The organism is Arthrobacter sp. 05T423, from assembly GCF_056396245.1.
In genome coordinates this window covers 25075-49548 of the sequence record NZ_JBFTLC010000038.1, presented here as the reverse complement: position 1 = coordinate 49548, position 24474 = coordinate 25075, and the positions used below count along the sequence as shown (strand labels likewise).

Here is a 24474-nt window from a genome sequence, read left to right as displayed (position 1 = left end):
AACAGGCTCCTATGAGGTCATGTCCATCTGGCCGCCGCGTTTACAGCAGTCATGTTGCGGCGGACAAATCAATTGGAAGACAAACCCTTCGGGCGTCAGTCAGTGGCAGAGTCACACCGCAACATAACCACTTCCATCATTACCGTCAGCGGTGCCTGTTTCAGCTGTTCCAGGGCCGGCAGCGGAGGCGGCGGGGTGTACTCAGGATCCGCCACGGTCACCGAACAGCCTGCCAGCACCACAGAGAGCATCAGCGCCAGCGGGAACAGCAGGGCTAATGGGAACGGCGGGCCCCACTTTGCGGCCGGCCGGGCGGCACCGCGTTCCAGGCGCCGCACCGGCACGCTCAGGCGTCGATCTTGGTCAGCGGCGCGTACCGCAGAAGCAGCCGCTTCTCGCCGATGTCGAACTTCACCTTGGCTACGGTCTTGTCCCCGGCGCCTTCGACGGCGAGCACGGTGCCGTTGCCGAAGCTCGTGTGGTTGACCTTGTCCCCCACGCTGACCGCGATGACTTCCTTCTGCGGCTGCACGCGGTTTTTCGCGACGGCGGCCGGGACGTCGGCGTTGAAGCCCGCGGAGGAATCGGCACGGGTGCCGCGCGCCGTTCCGGCGCCCCAGAAGGACCCGCTGTACCGGTTCGACCCGATGGCCGCTCCGCTCCCCCAGCCCCCTGCGTGACGACTGGTGCCCTCACGCTTCCATTCGACGAGCTCGGAGGGGATTTCCTCCAGGAACTGGCTGGCCGGGTTGTACTGGCTCTGCCCCCACATGTTGCGGACCTCGGAACGCGTGACGTAGAGCCGCTTCCGGGCGCGCGTCAGGCCCACGTAGGCGAGCCGGCGCTCCTCCGCCAGCTCCTTGGGGTCCGTGGCCGAACGCTGGTGCGGGAAGAGCCCGTGCTCCATGCCGGTCAGGAACACCACGGGGAACTCCAGACCCTTGGCAGTGTGCAACGTCATGAGGGTGACCACACCCAGCCGCTTGGCCTCCGCCACCGCGGCGTCGATGTCGGCGCCGGGGGCGTCCGGGATCTGGTCGGCGTCCGCTACCAGGGACACCTGCTCCAGGAAGGCGCCCAGGGATCCTTCGGGGTTGTCCCGCTCGTATTCACGGACGACGGCGACGAGCTCGGCCAGGTTCTCCACCCGGGACTCATCCTGCGGATCCGTGCTGGAGCGCAGCGTGGCGAGGTAGCCGGTCTGTTCCAGCACCGCCTCGAGCGCGGCCGCGGCGCCCGAGCCCGCGGCGACCTCGGCGAGGTCGTCCAGGAGCTTCACGAAGCCAAGCACCGCGTTGACCGAGCGGGTGGCCATGCCGGGCGCCTGGTCTGCACGGCGGGCCGCGGCGATGAAGGACGTGCGGTCCCGCTCGGCGAGGGCAGCCACGGCGCCCTCGGCCCGGTCCCCGATCCCGCGCTTTGGTTCGTTGAGGATTCGGCGGAGGTTGACGTCGTCGTCCGGGTTGACCAGCACCCGGAGGTACGCCAAGGCGTCCTTGATTTCCTTGCGCTCGTAGAACCTGGTGCCGCCCACAACCTTGTACGGCAGCCCCACGCGCACCAGGACGTCCTCGATGGAGCGGGACTGGGCGTTGGTGCGGTAGAAGATGGCGACGTCGCCGGGGCGGAGGTTGTCCTCGTCCTGGAGCCGGTCGATTTCCTTGGCGATGAACTGGGCTTCGTCGTGTTCGTTCTCGCCCACGTAGCCGATGATCTTGTGGCCCTCGCCCTCCGCGGTCCAGAGCCGTTTCTCGGGGCGGTTGGGGTTGCGGGAGATGACGGAGTTGGCAGCGCTCAGGATGTTCTGGGTGGAGCGGTAGTTCTGTTCCAGCTTGATGGTGCGGGCATCGGGGTAGTCCTTCTCGAACTCCACGATGTTGCGGATGTCCGCCCCGCGGAACGCGTAGATGGACTGGTCGGAGTCGCCAACGACGGTCAGTTCGGCCGCTCCCGGCCCCTCGCCGACGATTTCCCGGACCAGGGCGTACTGTGCGTGGTTGGTGTCCTGGTATTCGTCCACGAGGACGTGCCGGAACCGGCGCCGGTAGGAATCTGCGAGCGCCGGGAATGCCCGGAACATGTAGACGGTCTGCGCGATCAGGTCATCGAAGTCCATGGCGTTGGCCTGGCGCAGCCGCTGGGTGTAGCCCTTGAAGACGTCGGCCACGGCGCTTTCGAACGGGTCACTGTGGTTGGCGGCGGACGCGAAGGAGTCGTCGTCGATCAGTTCGTTCTTGAGCGCGGAGATCTTGTGCTGGATGGCCTTGGGCGCGAACTTCTTGGGGTCCAGGTCCAGGTTCTTGGCCACCAGTGTGATCAGCCGCAGGGAGTCGGCGGAGTCATAGATGGAGAAGTTGGAGTTCAAGCCGACACTGGCGGCCTCACGCCGCAGGATTCGGACGCAGGACGAGTGGAACGTGGAGATCCACATGGCCTTGGCCCTGTTGCCCACGAGGGCTTCGATGCGTTCGCGCATTTCAGCGGCGGCCTTGTTGGTGAACGTGATGGCCAGGATCTCGCCGTGGTGGGCCCGCTTGGTGGCGATCAGGTACGCGATCCGGTTACTGAGGACGCGGGTTTTGCCGGAGCCGGCCCCGGCCACAATCAGAAGCGCGCTGCCCGAGTGTTTGACCGCCTCCTCCTGCTGCGGATTCAGCCCCGCCAGCAGCGAGCCGGCGTCAGGGAGATGGTGCCGGGCGTGCTCCTCAGCCGGAGCGCCCTGGCCACCTGTCCCCGGACCTGCCGCTGCCATGCGGCCTGCAGACTCGCCCGGGCCGCCGCCGAACGCGGGCGTCATCAGCCCGGTTTCGGGGCGCGACTTGGTGATGGCACCGGCGTGGGAACCAGCCTTGAACGGACCGTCAGCGTAGGGGTCAAACAACATATCCATGGTGACTACAAGTCTAGGCGGTGGGACTGACACTGAATTCCGCCCTGTGGATAACCCCGCCGCCGGGCAGATCCGCGCGGCGGGTAAGCCTCAGGACGGCAGGTCGGTGCGGCGGAAAGCTAGTCGACAGAGCCTGACTCAAGCGCTGCACGTAACTGGTGCACCGCCGTCGTTCCTCCCGCCATGAACCATTCCAGGCCGTTGACGTGGACGCTTCCTGCGACGCCGCCGGCGGCCGTCACGATCGCCTTTCCGGGCAGCCAGTCCCATTCGGGGCAACTGTGCTGGAACCAGCAGCCAAGCTGTCCGTCAGCGACGCGCCCCAGGTCGCACGAGCCGGACCCGAGCATCCGCAGCGTCGCGGCCGACGTTGCCGCGGCGTGCCACGGCATGGCGCACATCGGATCGGAGAGCCAGCGCGGGTGGATGTAGGTGGCGGCGCCCAGGTGGGAGAGATCGGCGGCGTTGCGGTTTGTTCCGTCCTCCTTGAAGGTGGTGACGGGGTCGCCATTGAGTGTGGTGGCGCGTTGCTTGCCGCCGATCCAGAGCTTGTCCTCCTCGGGCTGGAAAATGGCGCCGAGCAGCACATCGGCTTCGTCCTTGAGGGCGATGGCTGAGCACCAGTAGGTGGAGCCCTGCAGGAAGTTGTAGGTCCCGTCCACCGGATCGATAACCCAGGTCCGCCCGCTGTTGCCGTGCACCGCGGAGCCTTCTTCGCCCAGGACGCCGTCGTCCGGGCGGCAGCGCTGGAGCTGCTCCAGCACGTACGCTTCGGCCGCATGGTCCGCGGCGGTGACGACGTCGGAGATGGAGGTCTTGCGCTGGGCGTCGAGGCCGCCCTGCCGCATCATCAGGGCCAGCTGCCCGGCCTCGCGGACCAGTTCCGCCGCCAGCTCGTAGTCGTCGAGCTCGGGGCTCAGGTTGGTGGCGCTGTGTTTGCCCAGTTTGTGTCTGCCCAGTTCCGTCACGGTTCCCACCCTATCGGCGCCGGGCGTGCCCTGAACAGCGGCCGTGCCGGAACAGGGAGCCGTGTGGCCGGGCGATAATGGACGCATGGCCAAAACACCTGCACAGCGGATCAAGAAGCACGGCGCGAAGGCCGCAGTACCCCAGCACCACCTGCCGCCGGTGATCAACCGCGGCACGGACCGCCCTCCCGCGAAGGCGCAGAACAACGCCAACCTGATCGTCATTGCCGGCGTGGTGGCCAGCCTGTTCCTGTTCTGGTACGTCCACCTGCTCACGCTGAACCAGCTCACTCAGCTGTCCGGCGGCCTGGCCATGCCCGATTCCCTGATCGGCGGCTTCGACACCGGCTACGCCGAGCAGCTCCGCCGTGCTTTGGACGGCGACGCCCGCGGCCAGCTCAACTACGTCCATAAGACGGCGGGCACCCTGTTTCCGCTGATCTTCGGCTTCACCTGGCTACTTCTGATCGGCACCAACGTAGCCAAAAAGGCGCTGCGCTGGGCGCTCTGGGCGCTGCCGCTGCTGTTCGTGGTGGTCCGGCTGTGGGGCAACATCACCATCGATTCCATGATCGCGGCGGTAAACCTCGACGCCGGCCAGGTCGTCTTGGCGTCCGGCCTTACCGTGGCCGGCTGGGTGCTGTTCGTGGCCAGCCTGCTCGCCGGCGGAGCCGCCGTGTTCCTTAAGCGCCGCGGCCCGAAGCCGGCCGCCGGCCAACCGGCCGGCCCGAAGCCGGCAGCCTAGGCGCAGCCTGCAGCCTAGGACATGCGGGCTGCCTCGGCCCGCGCAAACGCCTTGCGCACCTGCCGTTCCCGCCGGACGCGCTGGGCGACGACCAGGCCCGCGGCGGCGAGGCCAATGGTGATGGGGTAGCCCATGAGCCGTTCCAGGGTTCCCGGCTCGGGGACGTCCAGGCCGGTCACGGCCGCCGTGACGAGGGCGGCCGCGGACACTCCGCCGGAGGCCAGGACGAACCAGCCCAGCGGCGTCTGCCGGAGCCACAGCGATCCGAGCAGCAGCAGCGCGAGCGACCCGGCGATGAAGTACATCACGGCCCCCGCGTAATGCCAGCCGGACTCCAGGTCCTCCGGGACCAGCCCCACGATGATCGTGCCGGCGCCGGCCGTCCCGGTAAGGATCCGCGCCGCCACTGCCGTGTACCAGGGCACCTCCCCCGGATGGCTTGCCTGCACCCGCACGCCGGCACGGGCAGCTACCCGCAGCAGCGCCGAGCTCAGCAGGAGTGCGCCCAGGAGCATCCCCAGGCCCTGCACCACGAAGGAGGAGTTCATCAGCACGTGCAGCGGCGAACAGATACTGCGGCCGTTGTAGAGCCCGCAGCTAATGGCGCCCAGGTCGCTGATCAGGCCGGTCCGCCGGCTGTAGGGGCCCGGTCCGGCCCAGGCCCCGATGACGGCGGTCTCTGCCACGAAATACTGGAGCACGCTGAGCACCGCCCACGCCCCGATGTAATCCCTGGTGGAGGCGGTGTCAGGCAAGAACGTTGCCCGGGCGGTGGGGACTTGAGCTGCGGCGGCCATGGCAAGAGCGTAGTACGCGCCGTCACCTTGTATGCTTGTAAGCGTGTCCGAACGGGCCGGTGCAAAACGCCGGCCGCGGCGGGCGCCCGCCCTCGTAGCTCAGTGGATAGAGCACGGCTCTCCTAAAGCCGGTGTCGTTGGTTCGATTCCAATCGAGGGCACTTGAATCTGCAGCACTCGTCCGGGCTCCGCGACTATCTGCTGGGCGCAACGCCGGCGGATCCCGCCTCCCCTGACAACACCGTTCCTGACCACAGTGCGGGCCGGTGGTCCGTGGAGCGGACCCTGCTGGACCGGGCCGCGGGCACCCGCGGCACCTTTACCGGCGTCGTGATCCTTTCGCCCGACGGCGACGGCGGCCTCCGCTTCCACGAGGAGGGGACCGTGGTCTGGCCTTCAGTGAACCGGCCCGCAGCGGGTTCGCCGGCAGGGAACGGCGACACCTACACCGGCCCGGCCACCCGCGATTACCTGCTCCGGCCCGCGGACACGCCCGATGCCATGGACATGCTGTTTCCGGACGGCCGGCCGTTCCATCGGATGAGCTTCGCGCCGGACGCCAGCCAGGACCGGCACTGGTGCGATCCGGACACCTACCGGGTCACCTACGTCCGTCACAGCGAGGACGAGTTCAGCTATGTCTGGGATGTCACCGGCCCGCGCAAAGACCTGCTGCTGGAATCCGTGCTGCGGCGGCTGCCCGCAACCGCGGCGGCAGACGGGTTAGGCTCGACACCGTGAATCCACGCATCATCGTCTCCGCCGTGTGTGTCTACGACGCCGCAGGCCGGCTCCTGACCGTCCGCAAGCGCGGCACGGACAAGTTCATGCATCCCGGCGGCAAGCCCGAGCCCGGCGAGACCGCGGTGCAGGCCGCCGCGAGGGAGCTCCAGGAGGAAGTGGGCATCATTGTCGATCCCCGCGAACTGACCCTCATGGGCGTCTGGCTGGCCGATGCGGCCAACGAGGCGGCCACGGAAATCGAAGCCACCGTCTTCACGGCACCGGGCAGCTGGGTGGCCCACCCCTCCGCGGAGATCGCCGAGATCAGGTGGCTGGACCTCGCGGCGGAATGGCCCGCCGACCTGGCCCCGCTGCTCACCGACCACATCCTGCCGGCACTGGCGGAGTCAGCGCGCTGACGCTGACTCAGTACTCCGGGACCGCTTCCTCCGCCACGGCCGTGGCCTCGGCGAACTGGGTCCGGTACAGCTCGGCGTAGCGGCCGTCCGCGGCCAGCAGCTCCGTGTGGGTGCCGCGTTCCACGATCTGGCCGTCCTCCACCACCAGGATGGCGTCAGCGGCACGGATGGTCGAAAGCCGGTGGGCGATGACGACGGCGGTGCGCCCCTCGAGCGCCGCGGCCAGCGCCGCCTGGACGGCGGCTTCGTTTGTGGAGTCCAGGGCAGCGGTGGCTTCGTCGAGGATGACCACCCGGGGCTGGGCGATCAGCAGCCGGGCGATGGTGAGCCTCTGACGTTCGCCGCCGGAGAGCCGGTAGCCGCGCTCCCCCACCACGGTTTCCAGTCCGTCCGGAAGGGAACGAATCATCGTTTCGAGCCTGGCCTGGCGCAGCACCGCCCACATGTCCTCGTCCGTGGCCTCCGGGCGGGCCAGCCTGAGGTTGGAGGCGATGGTTTCGTGGAACAGGTGCCCGTCCTGGGTGACCATGCCGAGGGTGGCGCGGATGGAATCGAAGGTCAGGTCGCGCACGTCCAGGCCGGAGGCCGGGCCCCGGCCGCCGAGGCGCACGGCACCGGAATCGACGTCGTACAGCCGGGAGAGCAGCTGGGCGACCGTGGACTTGCCGGCGCCGGAGGACCCCACCAGGGCGACGGTCTGTCCTGGTTCCACCCGGAAGCTGATGCCGTGCAGCACCTCTTCGCCGCCGCGGGTGTCCAGCGTGGAGACCTCCTCCAGCGAAGCCAGTGAGACTTTGTCCGCGGACGGATAGGAGAAGCGCACGTCGTCGAACTCCACGGCCACGGGCCCGGGCGGAACTTCCAGCGCATCGGGCTTTTCCTGGATGAGGGGCTCGAGATCCAGGATTTCGAAGACCCGTTCAAAGCTGACCAGGGCGCTCATGATCTCAACGCGGGCGTTGGACAGTGCGGTGAGCGGCGCGTAGAGGCGGGTGAGCAGCAATGCCAGGACCACGACGTCGCCCGGTGCGAGCTGGCCCCCGATGGCCAGCCAGCCGCCCAGGCCGTAGACCAGGGCGAGGGCCAGTGCGGAAACGAGCGTCAGCGCCGTGACGAACGTGAACTGGAGCATGGCCGTCCGAACGCCGATGTCGCGTACCCTGCCGGCCCGGAGCGCGAACTCGCGGGATTCCTCGTCAGGCCGTCCGAAGAGCTTGACCAGGGTGGCGCCGGGGGCGGAGAAGCGCTCGGTCATCTGGGTGCCCATGGCCGCGTTGTTCTCGGCCGCCGCACGCCGCAGGTCCGCCAGCCGGGAGCCCATCCGGCGGGCCGGGATGAGGAAGATCGGCAGCAGGATCATGGCCAGCACGGTGACCAGCCATGAGGTATTCAGCATCACCACGAGGGTGAGGATGAGGGCCACCGCGTTGCTGACCACACCGGACAGGGTGCCGGCGAACGCGGACTGCGCGCCGATGACGTCGTTGTTCAGGCGGCTGACCAGGGCGCCGGTGCGGGTCCGGGTGAAGAACGCGATGGGCATTCTCTGCACATGGTCGAACACCTTGGTGCGGAGATCCACGATGACGCCCTCGCCGATGGTGGAGGACAGCCAGCGGCTCACCATGCCCAGGGCTGCCTCGGCCACGGCGACGCCGGCGATCAGGGCCGCCAGCCGGATCACCTCGCCGGCATCGGCGCGGGCAACGATCGTGTTGACCACCTGGCCGGCCAGCACCGGCGTGGCCACCGCCAGGAAGGCCATGGCGACAGAGACGGCCACAAACGCAATCAGCCGTCCCTGGTGCGGCCGGGCGAACCCCATGACGCGCTTCAGGGTCTCCTTGGAGAACGGCCGGGAGCCGCTCTTGGCCGTGGTGATGTTGTATAGCGAGCGCCAGGCAACGCCGTCCATGCTCATTTTTTCTGCTCCATCTTGCCGGCCACCAGTTCGGTGACGACGCCGTTGTCCACGTTCCAGCGCACGTCCAGGCGGACGTTTTCCAGCAGCCGCCGGTCGTGGGTGACCAGCAGCAGCGCGCCGTCGTAGCTTTCCAGTGCTTCCTCAAGCTGCTCGATTGCCGGGAGGTCCAGGTGGTTGGTGGGCTCGTCCAGCACCAGCAGGTTAACGCCGCGGGCCTGCAGCAGGGCCAGGGCGGCGCGGGTCCGCTCACCCGGCGACAAGGAGTCCACGGTGCGCGCGGTGTGGTCCGCCCTGAGGCCGAATTTCGCGAGCAGCGTGCGGACCTCCGCAGACGTGTAGTCGGTCAGGACGGCTTCGACGGCGTCGGCGAGTTTCAGGGGCCCGGCCAGCAACCCGCGGGCCTGGTCGATTTCGCCGACGGCCACGGATGCACCGCGGGAAGCGTCGCCGGAATCCGGTTCCTGGGTGCCCAGAAGCAGCCGGAGCAGCGTCGACTTGCCGGCGCCGTTGGGCCCGGTGATACCGATCCGCTCACCGGCGTTGAGCTGCAGGTTCACCGGTCCCAGGGTGAAGCTGCCCCGGCGGACGACGGCGTCGCGCAGGGTTGCCACCACCGAGCTCGAACGGGGCGCCTGGCCGATGCTGAACTGCAGCTGCCATTCCTTCCGCGGTTCCTCCACCACGTCCAGGCGGGCGATGCGCGATTCCATCTGCCGGACCTTCTGCGCCTGCTTTTCGGACGACTCGGTGCCGGCGGCACGGCGGATTTTGTCGTTGTCAGGGCTTTTCCGCATCGCGTTCCGGACGCCCTGGGAGCTCCATTCCCGCTGGGTGCGGGCGCGGGACACCAGGTCCGCCTTAGTCGAGGCGAAATCCTCGTACCGTTCACGGGCGTGGCGGCGGGCCACCGCGCGTTCCTCCAGGAACGCCTCGTAGCCGCCGTCGTACACGGCCACCGAGTTCTGGGCGAGGTCCAGCTCCACGATCGAGGTCACGCAGCGGGCAAGGAACTCGCGGTCGTGGGAAACCAGCACCACACCGCCGCGCAGGCCCTGCACGAACGCTTCCAGCTTGGCCAGGCCGTCCAGGTCAAGGTCGTTGGTGGGCTCGTCCAGCAGCACGACGTCGAACCGGCTCAGCAGCAGGGCGGCGAGCGCCACGCGCGCGGCCTGTCCGCCGGAGAGCCCGGTCATCTCGGCCTCGGGGCCGACGTCCAGGCCAAGGTCCGCGAGGACGGGCGCTATGCGTTCATCCAGGTCCGCGGCGCCTGAGGCCATCCACCGGTCAAAGGCCAGCGAGTAGGCGTCATCGGCTCCGGGCGCCCCCGAGCCGAGGGCCTCGGCGGTGGACTCCATCTCAGCGGTGGCTTTCGCGCAGCCGGTACGGCGGGCAATGTACGCGGCGATGGTCTCGCCGGAGATCCGTTCGTGTTCCTGCGGCAGCCAGCCCACGAAGGCGTCGGCCGGCGCGAGGCTGACCGTGCCGTCCTGTGCCTGGTCCGCCCCGGCAAGGAGCCTCAGCAGCGTGGACTTGCCCGCACCGTTGGCGCCGACCACGCCAACAACGTCCCCGGGGGCCACTGTGAGGGACAGCCCGGAGAAGAGCGTGCGGTGATCATGACCGCCCGAAAGGTCCTTCGCAACAAGGGTTGCAGTCATCAATCCATCCTCTCACCGCTGCCCGTTTCGCCCGAAAAATCAGGCGGGCATGAAAGAACCCGCTGGTCCGGACTTGGGGGGTGTACGGACCAGCGGGTTCGACCACTTAGCATAGTTGAAGCGGCGCGCTACGTAAAATCGAGGCCTGCGGGCCGCCACCCCGCGCCACCCCCTTACGTCAGCAGAGAGCGTTCCATGCCCCTACCCGCCAAGGCCTTCCAGCGCTGGCTGCACGGCGTCGCGCCCGACACCAGCGTTGCTGATGTTGCCAGGGCTTCCGGGGTCAAGCGCACCACCCTGGCCCAGCAGCTGGTCCGCGGGAAGGTGGCCGAGGCAACTGTGGTGGGCATCAGCCGGGCCTTCAACGTCAATCCGGTGGCCGCCTTGGCGGCTTTTGAACCGTACAGGGATCTGGGAGAACCGCCGATCCCGCCGACGCTGCAGGAACTGGTCAGCCAGATCTCCACCGTAGACCTGCTGCACGCCATCATTGCCCGCACCGATCCGGATGCCGGCACCGGCGTCACGGGCGGTACCGGCCCGGGAACCGGCACTGCGGCAGCCACAGAGCCTCCCGAACTCAGCCCGCCGCCGCATGGCACCTCCGTGAAGAACTGGGTGGACGCCATCGACGACGGCGAACTCCGCCACCGCGTCTCCGCCGCCACCGGCGTCGCCCCCCAAAACTACTCCGCCCAGCTGACCGCCAACCGGCTCGCCCCGGAACTGGCCGTCGCCACCTCCCGGGCCGCCGGCGTCGGACTGGCAGGCGGACTGGTAGCCACCGGACTGGTCACCGAAGCCGAAGCGGGCTGGCCGCCCCGAGGCCGGCAGGCGGCACTCGACCGGCTGACCGACGGCGACCTTACCGCCTTGGCCGGCGAGCGCCTCCAGGCGATGGGAAAGGCCCTGCGGCGGCAGGAACACGACCAACGACAAACCGAAACGATCTGGGAGAACCTCGGATGATTGAAATCCTGCAGTGGACCACCTTGGTCGCGTGCGGCGCCGCCGCGCTGAGCCGAATCCCGAACCTGGTCCGGCGGAAAAACAGGTCCATCTTCTATGCCCTTGCGCTCCTGACGCTGGCCATCCTGCTGAGCATCCCCGGTCCCTACCTGGCGGTCGATGCCCTGCTTGGCGGCACAAACGTGGCCAACCTGCTGCTGCGCTTCATCATTTTCGGGGCCATCTTCTTCCTTGCTCTTCGGATTGCTGCCGGGTTTGGGGACAGCCGTGGAGTCCAGCTGATCCGAGGCGGCGCTGGCATGCTTGCCCTGGGACTGATTTCTGCCGTGCTGGTGGTTTGCTTTGTCCTGATGGACACGTCGGGATCGTCGGCGGGGCTCGTGGACGTGGCCGCCAAGAATCAGCAAAACGCCCTCCTGGTCGAGTACTACGGCGCCGCCGGCCGTGCTTACCCGGCTTACGTGTGTCTCGCGATCCTGCCTGGGATGCTCCGGACCATCAGGAGACCGCTGCCTGCCTTGCTGCGGATGAGCGCGGCGCTTCTGGCCGTGGGCAGCATCGCGATCCCCCTTTCGTTGCTGTTCCCCGTCGTCCCGCCGGGGCTGGGATTCCTGCGCTTCGTGGTCAATTACACAGCCATCCTGTGCTTCGTCGTCGGCCTGGCGCTCATCTGGGTGGCCAGCGGCCGGGCCGGCCGGAAGCACGGGCCGCTGTCCGCCCGACGCCGCTAGTATGAGTCAAACATTCGTTCAGCAGAGAGCGTTTCATGCCCCTCCCCGCCAAAGCATTCCAGCGCTGGCTTAGTGGCGTAGCACCGGATACCAGCACGGCCGATATCTGCAGGGTCTCGGGAGTCAAGCGAACCACCCTCGCCCAGCAGATGGTGCGGGGGAAGGTTGCCGAGACGACAGTCGTGAGCATCAGCCGGGCCTACAGCATCAATCCGGTTGCCGCACTGGCCACCTTCGACCCCTACAGCGACCTCGCCAGTTCCTCCATCCCTCCCACCGACAAGGAACTGGTAAGCCAAATCGCCACCGTGGACCTGCTGCGGGCGGTCATCGTCCGCACCGCACCCAAAGGCTCCGCCGGCACGGGCTCCACGGGCATGGACCTGCCGGACCTCAGCCCGCCGCCGCATGCCACCTCGGTGAAGAACTGGGTGGACGCGATCGACGACGGCGAGCTCCGCCACCGCGTCTCCGCCGCCACCGGCGTCGCACCGCAGAACTATTCAGCCCAGCTGACCGCCAACCGGCTCGCCCCGGAACTGGCCGTCGCCACCTCCCGGGCCGCCGGCGTCGGACTGGCAGGCGGACTGGTGGCCACCGGACTGGTCACCGAAGCCGAAGCCGGCTGGCCGCCCGGCGCACGGCAGGCGGCCCTGGACCGGCTCAGCGACGGCGACCTTACCGCCCTGGCCGGCGAGCGCCTGCAGGCGATGGGAAAGGCCCTGCGGCGGCAGGAACAGGACCAGGAACAGACCGAAAGAATCTGGGAGAACCTGGTATGAGCGAGATTCTCCCTTGGATAACCCTGCTGATTTGCGCCGTTGCCGCCCTGGCCCGGATCCCGAGCACCCTGCGCGGCGTCAATCCCGCCCTGTTCTTCATTTTCCTGCTGGCGACGGTCGCAGGGGTCCTGAGCATCGAACAGTTCTACGCTGCCATCGACGGCGCCCTGGGCGGCATCAACATTGCCCAAGTCCTGCTGCGCCTGATCGTCTTCGCCACGATCTACCTCATCGCGGTCCGCGTCACCAAGGGGTTCGGCGCCCCTGACGCGCACCGTATGATCGCCGGCCGTCCCGGGCTGGCCATGCTGGCGATCTTCTCCGTGGCCCTGGTGACTGTCTTCCTCATGATGGACGCCTCCGCCTCATCGGTCCGCTTCCGGGACGTGGGATCGGTCAGCCCCAGGAATGGGGCCCTGCTGCCGTTTTACTGGGCGGCGGCCCGGGGCTATCTGGCATATGTCTCCCTCGCGCTGCTGCCTGCCCTGCTCCGCAGCGTCAAGGAACGACTGCCCCCGCTGGTCAGGACCGGGGCCGGCCTGATGGCGGCCGGCGCGGTCGCCACGGTGGCCGGCCTCTTCCTTGAGTTCGCGCCTCCCGAGCTTCTCGTCGTGTCACCGGCGGTGAACAACGGGGCGGTGGTTTTCTACACCTCCGGCCTCGTCATGGTCTGGCTGGCACGGGTAAAAGCCGCCAAACGCAGGAGTCACGGAACGTCATCTACCGAAAGGTAGCCAACCGGGATTCACAAAATCATTAGACCGTGAGAGAATCATGAATGTGTGAAAGCAGTTGCTGCCTGGCTCACAAGCTGTGGCGCCTGCCGGATCGCACATTGGGGGGATGAGTGGTGGCGGCCGTTGGGGACCGCCCCCACTCAGCCTTTTTAACAGCGCTTCTCTAACGGCCCAACAGCCCCCGTATGATGGCGAAATAAAAGGTCTTTTCAAATGCGTTGCACGCAGTAGCGTCGCAAGTGGCCCCGGCCGCCGCGGCCGCACCGCCGCCGCCGCCTGAAGAAGAAGGTATCCCACCATGAACCGTGTCCATTCCCGCCGCTCCGCCCTTGCAGCCACCCTTGCCGGACTGGCGCTGGCCCTGACGGCGTGCGGCGGCGGGGGCGGTTCCCAGGCTCCGGCCGCCAGCAGCTCGGACACGTCGCTCAGCGATGTGAAATCCAAGGGCGAGATCGTGATCGCCACGGAGGGCACCTACAAGCCCTTCAGCTTCCACGCGGAAGGAGCCGGTGATCTGACGGGCTACGACGTCGAGATTGCCCGCGCCGTTGCCGCGAAGCTCGGCGTGAAGGCCACGTTCCAGGAGACCCAGTTCGACGGCATCTTCGCCGGCCTCGACGCCAAGCGTTTCGACACCATCGCCAACCAAATCTCCATCAACGCCGAACGCAAGGCCAAATACGACTTCTCCAAGCCGTACACCGTCTCCACGGGCGTGATCGTGACCAAGGCGGACAACAGCAGCATCACCAGCTTTGAGAGCCTCAAGGGCAAGACCACAGCCCAGTCGCTCACCAGCAACTTCTACAAGTTGGCCGTGGACGCCGGCGCCAATGTCCAGTCCGTGGAGGGCTGGGCCCAGGGCGTGACGCTGGTCCGGCAGGGACGCGTGGATGCCATCGTCAATGACAAGCTCACGTACCTCGACTACGCGAAGACCAATCCGGATGCCGGGCTGAAGATCGCCGCCGAAACCACCGATAAGTCGGAAAGCGCCTTCGTGTTCCGCAAGGGCTCCACGGAGCTCACCGCCGCGGTGGACAAGGCACTGGATGATCTCCGCGCCGACGGGACGCTAACGAAGATCTCGGAGAAGTACTTCGGCACGGACGTCTCCAAGTAGATGCCGTTGAACTGGGACCTCATCTGGAGCTCCTTCGGCCCTATTGTCACGGGCGCAGTAACCGGCACCATCCCGCTGACGCTCGCTTCATTCGCCATCGGCCTCGCGCTGGCCCTGCTGGTGGCGCTGATGCGGCTGAGCCGGAACGCCCTTGTGTCGGGTGTGGCGCGGTTCTACGTTTCGGTGATCCGCGGCACGCCGCTGCTGGTGCAGCTTTTTGTGATCTTCTACGGCCTGCCAAGCCTGGGCGTGAAACTCGATCCGTGGCCCAGTGCCATCATCGCCTTTTCGCTGAACATCGGCGGTTATGCCGCGGAGGTCATCCGGGCGGCCATCCTGTCGGTGCCCAAGGGCCAGTGGGAAGCCGGCCACACCATCGGCATGTCCCGGGGCCAGTCGCTCCGCCGCATCATCCTGCCGCAGGCCGCGAGAGTGTCCGTGCCGCCGTTGTCCAACACCTTCATTTCGCTCGTGAAGGACACGTCGCTGGCCTCGCTGATCCTGGTCACGGAGCTCTTCCGCAACGCCCAGCAGATCGCGGCGTTCAGCCAGGAGTTCATGGCGCTGTACCTCCAGGCGGCCCTGGTCTACTGGGTCATCTGCCTGGCGCTCTCCTCCGGGCAGTCCGTGCTTGAAAGGAGATTGGACCGCTATGTCGCCCACTGACGGAGCAGCACACCCATCTGCCCACGCTGCCGCCTCCCAAGGCAGGCCGGTGCTGTCAGTCCGCAACCTGGCCAAGGCCTTCGGCAGCAACGTGGTGCTGCGGGACATCGATCTCGACGTGCGCCGCGGCAACGTCGTGGCCCTGATCGGGCCGTCCGGCTCGGGCAAGACCACCGTGCTGCGCTCACTGAACGGACTGGAAACGCCCGACGCCGGGACCGTCACCTTTGCGGGGCCGGGCACCTCCGCAGGTCCAGGCACTCCAGCTGGGACTGGCACCGATCTGGCGCTGGATTTCTCCGCCAAGGTCTCCAAGAAGGAGATCTCAGACCTGCGGGACCGCAGCGCCATGGTGTTCCAGCACTACAACCTGTTCCCCCACATGACTGTCCTGCAGAACGTCATTGAAGGCCCGGTCCAGGTGCAGAAGCGCAAGCGCGCCGAGGCCGTGGCTGACGCCGAAAAGCTCCTGGCAAGGGTGGGGCTGGCGGACAAGCGCGACGCCTATCCGTTCGAGCTCTCCGGCGGCCAGCAGCAGCGCGTGGGCATTGTGCGCGCCCTGGCCCTGAAACCCCAGCTGCTGCTGTTCGACGAGCCCACCTCGGCCCTGGACCCGGAACTCGTGGGCGACGTCCTGGGCGTCATCCAGGAACTCGCCGACGAGGGCTGGACCATGGTCATCGTCACCCACGAGCTGGCCTTCGCCCGGCAGGTTGCGGACGAGGTCATCTTCATGGACGGCGGGCTCGTGGTGGAGCGCGGACCGGCCGCCGAGGTCCTCCGGGCGCCGCGGCAGGACCGAACCCGGCAGTTCGTCCGGCGGCTGCTGCACGAATTCTGAGCGCCTTCAAGCGGCCGCCGCCTCCTGCTAGACGAGCCGCGGCCGCCAGTACGCGCCCAGAGCCTTGACCGTTTTGCCAAAAAAGGCCGCCCAGCAAGCAAACGAGCGGCCCTTTTTGGTAAATCGACGGACCGTGCGCGCGGGCGACGGGGTCGTGTTAGCGGGCGAGCCGCAGAGTGACCAGCTGGAACGGCCGCAGGGTGAGCTCAACGGAGTCCGTCCCGGCCACCACACCCGCTGCGTCAACCGGCCGCTCCAGCAGGTCCACGGGCTGGATCCCCGTAGCCCTGAAATTGGCGCTCAGGCGCCCGGCCGAGCGCTGGCCGAGTGCCTCGTATAGCCGGACGATGACGTCCCCGGAGCCGTCCTCGGCGAGCTTTACGGCTTCAACCACCAAGGCCGGGTTGTCCACCGTGACCAGCGCCTCGGCGGGGTGCGCGCCCCTGACCGTCCTGGGCACGAGGTTGGCGCGGTAGCCTTCCTCCACGGCCTCGGCGATCCCCGCTGCCGGGCGGACCCAGACGTCCAGCACGTGCCGGCCGCGGTCGGCCTGGGGGTCGGGGAACTTGGCCGCGCGCAGCAGCGAGAGCCGGACGGTGGTGGTGGTCCCGCCGTCGTCCCGGACAGTCCGGGCGACGTCGTGCCCGTACGTGGAGGCGTTGGCGATCGCAACGCCGTACCCGGGTTCGGCGACGTGAAGCCAGCGGTGTGCGCAGATCTCGAACTTCGCCGCCTCCCACGAGGTGTTGACGTGGGTGGGCCGGAAGACGTGGCCGAACTGGGTCTCCGCCGCCGACCGGTCGGCCCTGAGGTCCAGCGGGAAACCAAGTTTGAGGAGCTTCTCGCGTTCCTGCCAGTCGACCTCGGTGGAGATGCCCAGGGAGGGGCTGCCCGCCGCCAGCGTGATCCGCTGGGTAATCCGGGAGGAACCGGCGAGCCGTTCCACCACAACGACGGCGTCAGTGCCGTGCCGTGCCAGGCTCACCGCGGCGGCATCGGTCACGGAGACTACGTTCCGCCGATAGAACTCGTCGATGTCCCAGGCGTCCCATTCGTTCGGGGTGTCGCGGTGCAGTTCCAGATGGTTTCCGAACTGGCCGGGCGCGATGGCCTCACGGCCCGTTCCGTGATCCCGCAGGGACGTCAGCAGCCCGTTGTCATCCAGTACGGCCCGGATGATGCCGTTGTCCAGGACAAAGCCGCCATTCTGAGGCGTAGCCTGAACTGCATCCCCGGTTGCCGCAGGCACAGCCGCCGCGAGCGCCGGCACTCCGGAGCGGGCATGGGGGCCGGCGTTGAGCTGGAACTCCTGCGTGCCCTCGCCCAGCAGGGCCGCGGTTGCCTCGCTGATGAGCGCTTCCAGCCCCTGGGCCACGGCCGCGTAGTTGCGTTCGGCATCCTGGTGCACCCAGGCGATAGCGCTGCCCGGCAGGATGTCGTGGAACTGCTGCAGAAGCACCAGCCGCCACAGCCGCTTCAGCTCAGCCGCCGGATACGCATACTCCCCGCCGGACCGCACCGAGGCGGTGGCGCACCACAGCTCCGCCTCCCGGAGGAGATGCTCGGACCGGCGGTTTCCCTGTTTGGTCCTGGCCTGGCTGGTGTAGGTGCCGCGATGCAGCTCCAGGTACATCTCGCCCACCCAGACCGGCAGCGCAGTGTACTCGGCCTCGGCCCGCTCAAAGAAGCTGCGCGGCGAACCGAGACGGACCTTCGGCGAGCCTTCCAGGTCAGCCGAGCGGTGCGCGGCGGCGAGCATCTCCCGCGTCGGTCCTCCGCCGCCGTCGCCGTAGCCGAAGGGAACGAGCGAGATGGTTCCGTAGCCATGGTCCCGGTAGTTGCGCTCGGCGTGCGCCAGATCCCGGGCGCTGAGTTCGGAGTTGTAGGTGTCCACCGGCGGGAAGTGCGTGAAGATACGGGTGCCGTCAATGCCCTCCCAGTTGAAGGTGTGGTGCGGCATCCTGTTGATCTGGTTCCAGGAGATCTTCTGGGTCAGGAACCAGCGGCTGCCGGCGGCTTTGACGATCTGCGGCAGGGCGGCGGAGTACCCGAAGGAGTCCGGCAGCCAGGCTTCCCTGCACTCGACGTTGAACTCCTTGAGGAAGAAGCTCTTGCCTTCCACGAACTGGCGGGCCATGGCCTCCCCGCCGGGCATGTTGGTGTCGGATTCCACCCACATGCCGCCCACGGGAATGAACTGGCCGGACTTCACCTTCTCCCGGATGCGCCCGAAGAGCTCCGGGTAGTACTCCTTGATCCAGGCCAGCTGCTGGGCGGAGGAACAGGAGAATACGAAGCCCGGGTCCTCGTCCATCAGGGCCACCACGTTGGAAAAGGTCCGGGCGCACTTGCGCATGGTCTCCCGCACCGGCCACAGCCAGGCCGAGTCGATGTGGGCGTGCCCGGTGGCGAGCAGGTGGTGCGCGGAGGCGTAGGCCGGCCTGGACAGGACCTCGGCCAGCGCTGCCCGGCCGGCCGCCGCGGTGCCGGCGACGTCATCGGGGTCCATGATGTCCAGCATGCGTTCCAGCGCACGGAGAATCTCGTGCCGGCGCGGCAGTTCAGTGGGGAGCTCGTGCATGAGTCCGCTGAGGGTGACCACGTCCTGCTGGAGCTCCCAGACGGCGCGGTTCAGCTCGGCGATGGCGATTCTTCCCAGGCGGTACTGCGCTTCGGTGCCCGCGGTGGCCTTGTCCCCGTACGGAGTCGCCGCGAAGCTCCAGCCCTGCGCCACGTCGGGGTTGGCTGCCGCCTCCACGTAGAAGTCCACGGCCAGTCCGCTGCCCAGCAGCTTCAGCGGGATGTGCTGGTTGCGGGGCGAGATGGCCTTGATGATGCTGCCGTCAGGGCGCCACGCGATTCCCTCGCACTGGAAGCCCGGGATCTCGGTCGTGAACCCGAGGTCCACCACGATCTCCACCTCGGTGTCCGGCCCGGTTCCCCAGGCGTCCGGCACCTCGCCCTGCAGCCGCAGCCACTTTGTGCTCCACGGGCGTCCCCACGCGGCACCGTGTTCCTGCGCCACGAACTCCTGGCGCAGGGCCTCCAAAACCGGAACGGGTTCATCGGGAACATCCCAGCTGCTCAGCTCCAGAGGCACGCTGCGGCCGTAGACGGCGGGGGCGATCCGTTCGCGGACAAAGCGGTCCAGGCGGACTTCCGTGATCCGGCGGTCGTCGTGCAATGTGTACCTCTTTAGTACGTGAAAGCTGAAGCGGGCTGTGCTGGCTTTCGTGCGGGCATGGGCGTCGCGGTCAGCTTGCGTCCCGGCAGTTCAGCGGCCGTGTGAGCGGATCAACGTTTCCATTCGATGGATAAAATCTACTGCGTGTGCGTCCGGCCGCCAAGGGCCGAGGCCGGCTACCGCGGGACCGGGGCCGGGGCCGGGGCCGGGGTGGAAATGCGGCTGGCGCCTGCATAGACGTTCAGGCTGGTTCCCCGGCTGAACCCTGCCAGCGTGACGCCGGTGGACTCGGCCAGCTCCACGGCAAGGCTCGAGGGGGCGCTCACTGCGGCGAGCACGGGGATACCCGCCAGCGCCGCTTTCTGGACGAGCTCGAAGGAGGCCCGTCCGGACACCTGCAGCACGGTGTTCGTGAGCGGCAGCCGCCGTTCACGCAGCGCCCAGCCAACCACCTTGTCCACCGCGTTGTGCCGGCCCACGTCCTCCCGCAGGCACAGCAGTTCCGCACGGCCGTCGTCGTCGATCCTGAACAGTCCGGCAGCGTGCACTCCCCCGGTCACCTCGAACACGGCCTGCGCCGCCCGCAGCTTGTCCGGCAGGGAGGCCAGCGTTTCGACCGGAACTGTGAGCCGGTCCGCGGCGGGGTCGAAGTGCGAGGACTTCGTTACCGCCTCGATGGAATCCGTGCCGCAGATCCCGCACGAGCTGGACGTATAGACGTTCCGGCCCGTGTCCGGCAGTGGCACGTCGGGCCGGAGCTGGGCTTCAACAACGTTGAACGTCTGGACCCCGTTTTCGTCCTCGCCGGCGCAGAACCGAAGCGAGATCAGCTGGTCGGCCTCCCAGATGACGCCCTCGGAGACGAGGAAACCTGCCACCAGGTCGAAGTCGTCCCCTGGTGTGCGCATCGTCACCGAGTACGAAAGGCTGCCCAGCCGGATCTCCAGCGGTTCCTCCACGGCGAGCACGTCCTCACGGTGCCGGACCGGGAACTCCAGTGCCGCGGCCGAGCCGTCCAGGACGTAGCGGTGCACCTTGCGTCGTTGCGTTACACGGCCCATGAGAAACTCCGCGCTGAGTGGCTGTTCATGAGTCCATCATTGCAAGCCTGGCCGGTGTACACCAACGCCCGTCCCGCCAGCCGGACGCGCCGCCCCCGGACGCCGCCTCAGACGCCCTGCACGTCAGTCGAGCAGGGCGCTCCAGTCCACCGGCCCGTTTTGGGCTCCCTGCTTGGCGGAGGTGCGGGAAGCGGACTTCCGCGCCGGGCTCCTGGGCTTGGGTTCGGCGGACTTGGGCTCGGGGATGGCCGGCCCCCAGGGCAGCGCGAAGGCCGGGACCATCTCGCCCAGCTGCACGCCATGCGGCGGCACCACCAGGACGCCGTCGGCCGACGCCAGTCCGCGCATCATGCCGGGGCTCGTGTGCTGCGCGGGCGAAGCCATGCCGTAGAGGAGCCGGAAAGGCATCAGGCGGGTACGGCCGGGCTCGGGTTCGAGCATGGTGCCGCAGGGGACCTCCCGGACCGGCGGCAGCTGGCCATGTCCGAGGGCCGCCAGGAGCGGCGCGCCCACAGTGGACAGGGCCATCATGGCCGCCAGCGGGTTGCCCGGCAGCCCCAGCACGAAGCGCCCGTCCGGCAGTTCGGCCAGGACGGCCGGGTGTCCCGGCCGCATCGCCACGCCGTCGATGACTAGCCGTCCGCCGAGTTCAGCCACGGCACGCCTGAAATGGTCGGTTCCGGAGCGGCCCGTGCCGCCGGTGGTGATGACGACGTCGGCCGGCAGGTTTAGTGCCTCAGGGATGCCTGAGTCCTCGAGGCCCACCAGCCATTCCCTATAGCCGTCCCCGATGCGGGCCTGCTGACGGCACAGGCCGCCCAGCATCTCCACGACCGCGGCCAGCTGGGGTCCGAAGGTGTCGCGCACCCGCCCGGGCCCGGGCAATCCGTGGTCCACCACCTCGGAGCCTGTCAGCAGCAGCTTCACCACCGGCTTGCCGAGGACCTCCACCTCGTCGTACGCGGCCAGGGCAGCGAGTGCCACATGGGCGGGATTCAGCACGATACCCGCCCGCACCAGAACATCCCCCGCGGCCGCTTCCTCTGCGGCCTTCCGGATGTGCTGGCCGTTGCGGGGTTCGCCGGGCCGGGCGGTACCTCCCAGCGTCAGGACGGGCAGCCCGTCCTCGTCCGTGGAGATCACGCCGCTCTCGGTGCGCAGCACTGCCTTGGCGCCTGGCGGAATTAGTCCGCCTGTGACGATCACGCTCGCCTGGTGCGGAGCCAGCCGCTGCCCTGGCTCGGCCAGGATCCACGGCCCGCTTCCGTTAACGGCCCAGCCGTCCATGGCGGACGACGCGTAGTGGGGCATGTCCTGCCGGGCGGTAATGTCCGCGGCCAAAGTCCGGCCCACTGCGTCGCGCAGCGGCACAGGTGCGGCAGGTATCGGGGCAGCACAGTCGAAGGCGGCCTGCCGGGCCTCCTCCCAGGTGTGCGCCAAATGCCTGGCCGGCGTGGCCGGATCCCCCGGCGAATCCGGCTCGTCCGCAGCGGCCCGTTCCCCTGCCGCGTCAGGCTCCGCTGTCGCGGCGGAGTCGGCGTCGGAGTCGGTTGCGTCTGTCGCGGCGGGTTCGTCGCCGGCAACGGTTGCATCGTCCGCGGCAGCTGCGTCCCCGGAAGTGGTCAGGTCGTCAGAGCGGCGCTCGGGCGCTGCGGTCATTCCCCCGGTGTCCCGCTGGGCGCCGATGTTCCGGCCGTGCCTCCGGCCGGGGTCGATGCCGCAGCCTGCGCCTCATTGGCCGTGTAGGCCTTGGCAACGGTGCGCGCCACGTCCATGGCTTTCTGCATGGCGTGCACGTCCGGTGCCTGGCCCGAAGCGCAGCCGAGGCCGGCGGCGAGCCCCGCAATGAAGGTGGTGAGAGGCGCGGCGGGACGCACTACGGAGTGCGCAGCCACTCCCGCGACGGACAGCACCTCGTTGATGTCCACGTCCACATCCTCGAGCTCAAAGGCCCGCAGCAGCAGACGGCACCACTCCTCAAGTGTTTCGTCCTGGCTTTTCATGCCTGCCTCCAAATCCACGGCGGCCCGGAACGCGGCTCATTGCTCCCGGACAGCGACTCCTAACGCGGCCGCGTCATCCCAGGTGTCCACGTCATCCGTGGAGCCGGCGGGGACAACCACAGCCTGCACGTCAAGACTAGCAAGGAGGGCGAAAACTGACCCGTGGACCAGGGCGTTGCGTGCGGCAGCCTCTCCCACGGCACGCGCCAGCGCCGCCGCGCCGTAGAAACCAGCCAGCGGCTGCAGCCGGCCGTCCGCCGATGCCGCGATGACGCCGTCGGCGGACGCGCCCGGGAGGGCGTCCCGAAGAACGCGCACGGCATCACCCACATGCGGCATGTCGCACGCGAGGACCAGGACCATGTCCGCCGGCCCCGCACTCCGGAGCGCTGCAACCCCGGCAGCGATCGCCGCTGCCGGGCCGGCAAACGGCGGATCCTCACGGGAGGTGAGCACGCCGCCCGGAAGGCCCCCGGTCTCTGGCCCCACCACAACCGTGTGCCCGGCATCCGCGGCTGCCGCGAGTGATCGCTCAAGGAGGGTGCCGCCGTCGAACATCAGCGCAGACTTGGGCGTGCCGCCCAGTCGCGAGGAGCGGCCGCCGGCCAGGATTATTGCGTCAAAGTCCACACACCCAGCGTAATCCTGTGAGGCTCAGGCCGGGGTCAGGCTGCTCTTTCGGGAAGCAGGAACGGATCCCACGCCGGTGTGGGCTTCTCCAGTTCCTTGATCTGCCACATGGTGCCCACCGGCGGAGCCGGGTCAAACCGGAGCTTCCACCCCATTTCACCGGGCGTGTGGTCACCCTTGACGTTGTTGCACCGGAGGCAGGCGGCGACGAGGTTCTCCCAGGAGTCCGCACCGCCCCGGGATTTGGGCTGGACATGATCTATGGTGTGGGCTGCCTTGCCGCAGTAGGCGCACCGGTGGCCGTCGCGGCGAAGCACGCCGCGCCTGCTCACCGCGGTGATCATGTTGTACCGGGGGCGGATGTAGCGGTTGAGGAGAATCACGGACGGACGGCCCATGATGTCCTGCGGCCCGACGACAGGATCGTCGCCTTCGGCCACCACGCTTGCCTTTCCGGTGAGCACAAGGACCAGCGCCCGGCGGAAGGTCACTACCGCCAGCGGTTCATATCCAGCATTAAGAACGAGAGTGCGCATGCACATACCTCTTCACGGCCGCACCCGGCAGAGGCCCGAGGGCCGGCTGCCCTCTGCATGTCCGGGCTATGGATCGACACCATAAGAGTAAACACTCAGTAGGCAGATGAGCGAATCGAGCGCAAGCATCGCCCTGGTGTGTCGCCCAATTAGTCATGCAGGGAAGGCAAAAAGAGGACCCCCGCCAGTTGGCGGGGGTCCTCCGTAATGCTTGGGATATCTTAGCCGCCGACGCGGATGAAGACCGGGCCGGAGCCGACGTTCACGCTGAACAGTGCGGTGGTTCCGCCGTTCCAGCCGCCGTGGACGGCCATGCCGTTGCCGACGTAAACAGCGATGTGGGCCAGGCCCATGCCGCCGTTCTGGTAGTAGGCGAGGTCGCCCGGCCGAGCTTCAGCAGCGCTGACGGTGCGGCCGAGGGACAGGTAACCTGCCGGCCAGCCGTGGTAGTGGATGCCAACGGCAGCCAGGGCGTTGGTGGCCAGGGCGGTGCAGTCCTGCGAGACGCCGAGCTGGGCGTAGGCAGCAGCTGCAATCGCAGCGCCGCGGCCGCTGGCGGCGGTCGTCGACGCTGCCGGGGCAGCAGTATCGACGGCGGCTGTGGCCTGAACTGCCGGTGCGGCGTCTGCAACCGGTGCAGCGTCAACGGCGGGGGTGGATTCCTGGACCTTGACAACAGGCTTGGGGGCCTCGACGACGGGAGCCGGTGCAGTGGAGACGGCCGGCTTCTCGTAGGAGATGGCGATGCTGGAAGCAGCGGAGATGGTGGCCGGCGCAGCGGACTGGACCTCCAGCGTGGAGGCCGGAGCGGATTCGCGCTGAACGTTGGCCTCAGCAGCGTTGGCGGCGATGCCGCTGGTCAGGACAAGACCGGAAGCAGCAGCGATAACTGCGGCCTGGCGGCCCACACCACCGGCGTTGTCGCCGACGGCCTTGGCAATGACGGCCAGCGAGTTGGTCTTGGTGACCTCGGCGCGGTGGCGTGCAATGGTCGCACGTGTAGTCATTTAAAATTTCTCTCTTTCGTATTCCACGGACCGCGGTAGCAGGACGTGGGTTATCGACGCGCCGGCATCTTGGGGGTAAG

22 protein-coding genes and 1 tRNA gene are annotated in these 24474 nt (G+C 68.1%); 11 read left to right on the top strand and 12 right to left on the bottom strand.

What is annotated here, in order from left to right; translation table 11 throughout:
* Positions 1–346 precede the first annotated feature (346 nt).
* Together pcrA and AC1DFE_RS21045 are read right to left on the bottom strand one after the other, a co-directional pair.
* A complete protein-coding gene (pcrA, locus tag AC1DFE_RS21050) occupies positions 347–2890 on the bottom strand; it encodes a DNA helicase PcrA (RefSeq protein ID WP_476907805.1) in 2544 nt (847 codons plus the stop codon).
* A 119-nt stretch (positions 2891–3009) separates the two neighbouring features.
* Positions 3010–3858, bottom strand: coding sequence for an inositol monophosphatase family protein (locus tag AC1DFE_RS21045; protein ID WP_476907804.1), 849 nt, complete (start codon positions 3856–3858; stop codon positions 3010–3012).
* Between the two features lie 85 nt (positions 3859–3943).
* Between AC1DFE_RS21045 and AC1DFE_RS21040 the strand changes: the two genes are divergently transcribed.
* Positions 3944–4603 carry a hypothetical protein gene (locus tag AC1DFE_RS21040; protein WP_476907803.1) on the top strand — a complete coding sequence of 220 codons (660 nt, stop codon included), beginning with the start codon at positions 3944–3946 and terminating at the stop codon, positions 4601–4603.
* 14 nt (positions 4604–4617) lie between these two features.
* On the opposite strand, the gene AC1DFE_RS21035 is transcribed toward AC1DFE_RS21040, so the two are convergent.
* Entirely contained in the window at positions 4618–5400 is a 783-nt protein-coding gene (locus AC1DFE_RS21035) for a DUF998 domain-containing protein (RefSeq protein WP_476907802.1), read from the bottom strand.
* An 88-nt stretch (positions 5401–5488) separates the two neighbouring features.
* Between AC1DFE_RS21035 and AC1DFE_RS21030 the strand changes: the two genes are divergently transcribed.
* The 3 genes from AC1DFE_RS21030 to AC1DFE_RS21020 all read left to right on the top strand — a co-directional run bounded on the left by AC1DFE_RS21030 (position 5489) and on the right by AC1DFE_RS21020 (position 6542).
* Positions 5489–5561 (top strand) — tRNA-Arg (locus tag AC1DFE_RS21030).
* Between the two features lies 1 nt (position 5562).
* Positions 5563–6141, top strand: coding sequence for a DUF6314 family protein (locus AC1DFE_RS21025; protein ID WP_476907801.1), 579 nt, complete (start codon positions 5563–5565; stop codon positions 6139–6141).
* A complete protein-coding gene (locus tag AC1DFE_RS21020; RefSeq protein WP_476907800.1) occupies positions 6138–6542 on the top strand; it encodes an NUDIX hydrolase in 405 nt (134 codons plus the stop codon). Before AC1DFE_RS21025 ends, AC1DFE_RS21020 begins: the two co-directional genes overlap by 4 nt.
* A gap of 7 nt (positions 6543–6549) precedes the next feature.
* Here AC1DFE_RS21020 and AC1DFE_RS21015 read toward each other — a convergent pair whose 3' ends face one another.
* Together AC1DFE_RS21015 and AC1DFE_RS21010 are read right to left on the bottom strand one after the other, a co-directional pair.
* On the bottom strand, positions 6550–8463 hold the full coding sequence (locus tag AC1DFE_RS21015) for an ABC transporter ATP-binding protein (protein WP_476907799.1): 1914 nt from the start codon (positions 8461–8463) through the stop codon (positions 6550–6552).
* A complete protein-coding gene (locus AC1DFE_RS21010; RefSeq protein WP_476907798.1) occupies positions 8460–10124 on the bottom strand; it encodes an ABC-F family ATP-binding cassette domain-containing protein in 1665 nt (554 codons plus the stop codon). Before AC1DFE_RS21010 ends, AC1DFE_RS21015 begins: the two co-directional genes overlap by 4 nt.
* Positions 10125–10319: 195 nt before the next feature.
* Between AC1DFE_RS21010 and AC1DFE_RS21005 the strand changes: the two genes are divergently transcribed.
* The 7 genes from AC1DFE_RS21005 to AC1DFE_RS20975 all read left to right on the top strand — a co-directional run bounded on the left by AC1DFE_RS21005 (position 10320) and on the right by AC1DFE_RS20975 (position 15973).
* Positions 10320–11093, top strand: a complete 774-nt coding sequence (locus tag AC1DFE_RS21005; protein WP_476907797.1) for a hypothetical protein — start codon at positions 10320–10322, stop codon at positions 11091–11093.
* A complete protein-coding gene (locus AC1DFE_RS21000) occupies positions 11090–11824 on the top strand; it encodes a hypothetical protein (RefSeq protein WP_476907796.1) in 735 nt (244 codons plus the stop codon). Before AC1DFE_RS21005 ends, AC1DFE_RS21000 begins: the two co-directional genes overlap by 4 nt.
* Positions 11825–11859: 35 nt before the next feature.
* Entirely contained in the window at positions 11860–12606 is a 747-nt protein-coding gene (locus AC1DFE_RS20995; protein ID WP_476907795.1) for a hypothetical protein, read from the top strand.
* Positions 12603–13340: a hypothetical protein gene (locus tag AC1DFE_RS20990; RefSeq protein ID WP_476907794.1), complete on the top strand. Its 738-nt coding sequence runs from the start codon at positions 12603–12605 to the stop codon at positions 13338–13340. The genes AC1DFE_RS20995 and AC1DFE_RS20990 overlap by 4 nt, the downstream gene beginning before the upstream one ends.
* A gap of 301 nt (positions 13341–13641) precedes the next feature.
* Entirely contained in the window at positions 13642–14466 is an 825-nt protein-coding gene (locus AC1DFE_RS20985) for an amino acid ABC transporter substrate-binding protein (protein WP_476907793.1), read from the top strand.
* The gene (locus tag AC1DFE_RS20980; RefSeq protein WP_476907792.1) at positions 14467–15132 is read left to right on the top strand and encodes an amino acid ABC transporter permease; all 666 of its coding nucleotides are present in this window, start codon (positions 14467–14469) and stop codon (positions 15130–15132) included.
* Positions 15119–15973 (top strand): amino acid ABC transporter ATP-binding protein, encoded by an 855-nt coding sequence (locus AC1DFE_RS20975; protein ID WP_476907791.1) that lies wholly within the window; start codon positions 15119–15121, stop codon positions 15971–15973. Before AC1DFE_RS20980 ends, AC1DFE_RS20975 begins: the two co-directional genes overlap by 14 nt.
* 157 nt (positions 15974–16130) lie before the next feature.
* Here the strand turns inward: AC1DFE_RS20975 and AC1DFE_RS20970 are convergent, their stop codons facing one another.
* The 7 genes from AC1DFE_RS20970 to AC1DFE_RS20940 all read right to left on the bottom strand — a co-directional run bounded on the left by AC1DFE_RS20970 (position 16131) and on the right by AC1DFE_RS20940 (position 24394).
* Complete coding sequence (locus AC1DFE_RS20970) at positions 16131–19157, bottom strand: alpha-mannosidase (protein WP_476907790.1); 3027 nt, start codon at positions 19155–19157, stop codon at positions 16131–16133.
* A 176-nt stretch (positions 19158–19333) separates the two neighbouring features.
* On the bottom strand, positions 19334–20218 hold the full coding sequence (gene fdhD, locus AC1DFE_RS20965) for a formate dehydrogenase accessory sulfurtransferase FdhD (RefSeq protein WP_476907789.1): 885 nt from the start codon (positions 20216–20218) through the stop codon (positions 19334–19336).
* 123 nt (positions 20219–20341) lie between these two features.
* Positions 20342–21877, bottom strand: a complete 1536-nt coding sequence (locus AC1DFE_RS20960) for a molybdopterin molybdotransferase MoeA (protein ID WP_476907788.1) — start codon at positions 21875–21877, stop codon at positions 20342–20344.
* Positions 21874–22221, bottom strand: a complete 348-nt coding sequence (locus tag AC1DFE_RS20955) for a DUF6457 domain-containing protein (protein WP_476907787.1) — start codon at positions 22219–22221, stop codon at positions 21874–21876. The genes AC1DFE_RS20960 and AC1DFE_RS20955 overlap by 4 nt, the downstream gene beginning before the upstream one ends.
* 36 nt (positions 22222–22257) lie before the next feature.
* Positions 22258–22851, bottom strand: a complete 594-nt coding sequence (mobA, locus tag AC1DFE_RS20950; RefSeq protein ID WP_476907786.1) for a molybdenum cofactor guanylyltransferase — start codon at positions 22849–22851, stop codon at positions 22258–22260.
* Positions 22852–22886: 35 nt separating this feature from the next.
* A complete protein-coding gene (locus AC1DFE_RS20945) occupies positions 22887–23387 on the bottom strand; it encodes an HNH endonuclease (protein WP_306921098.1) in 501 nt (166 codons plus the stop codon).
* A 221-nt stretch (positions 23388–23608) separates the two neighbouring features.
* Positions 23609–24394 carry an NlpC/P60 family protein gene (locus tag AC1DFE_RS20940; protein WP_476907785.1) on the bottom strand — a complete coding sequence of 262 codons (786 nt, stop codon included), beginning with the start codon at positions 24392–24394 and terminating at the stop codon, positions 23609–23611.
* Positions 24395–24474: the final 80 nt, after the last annotated feature.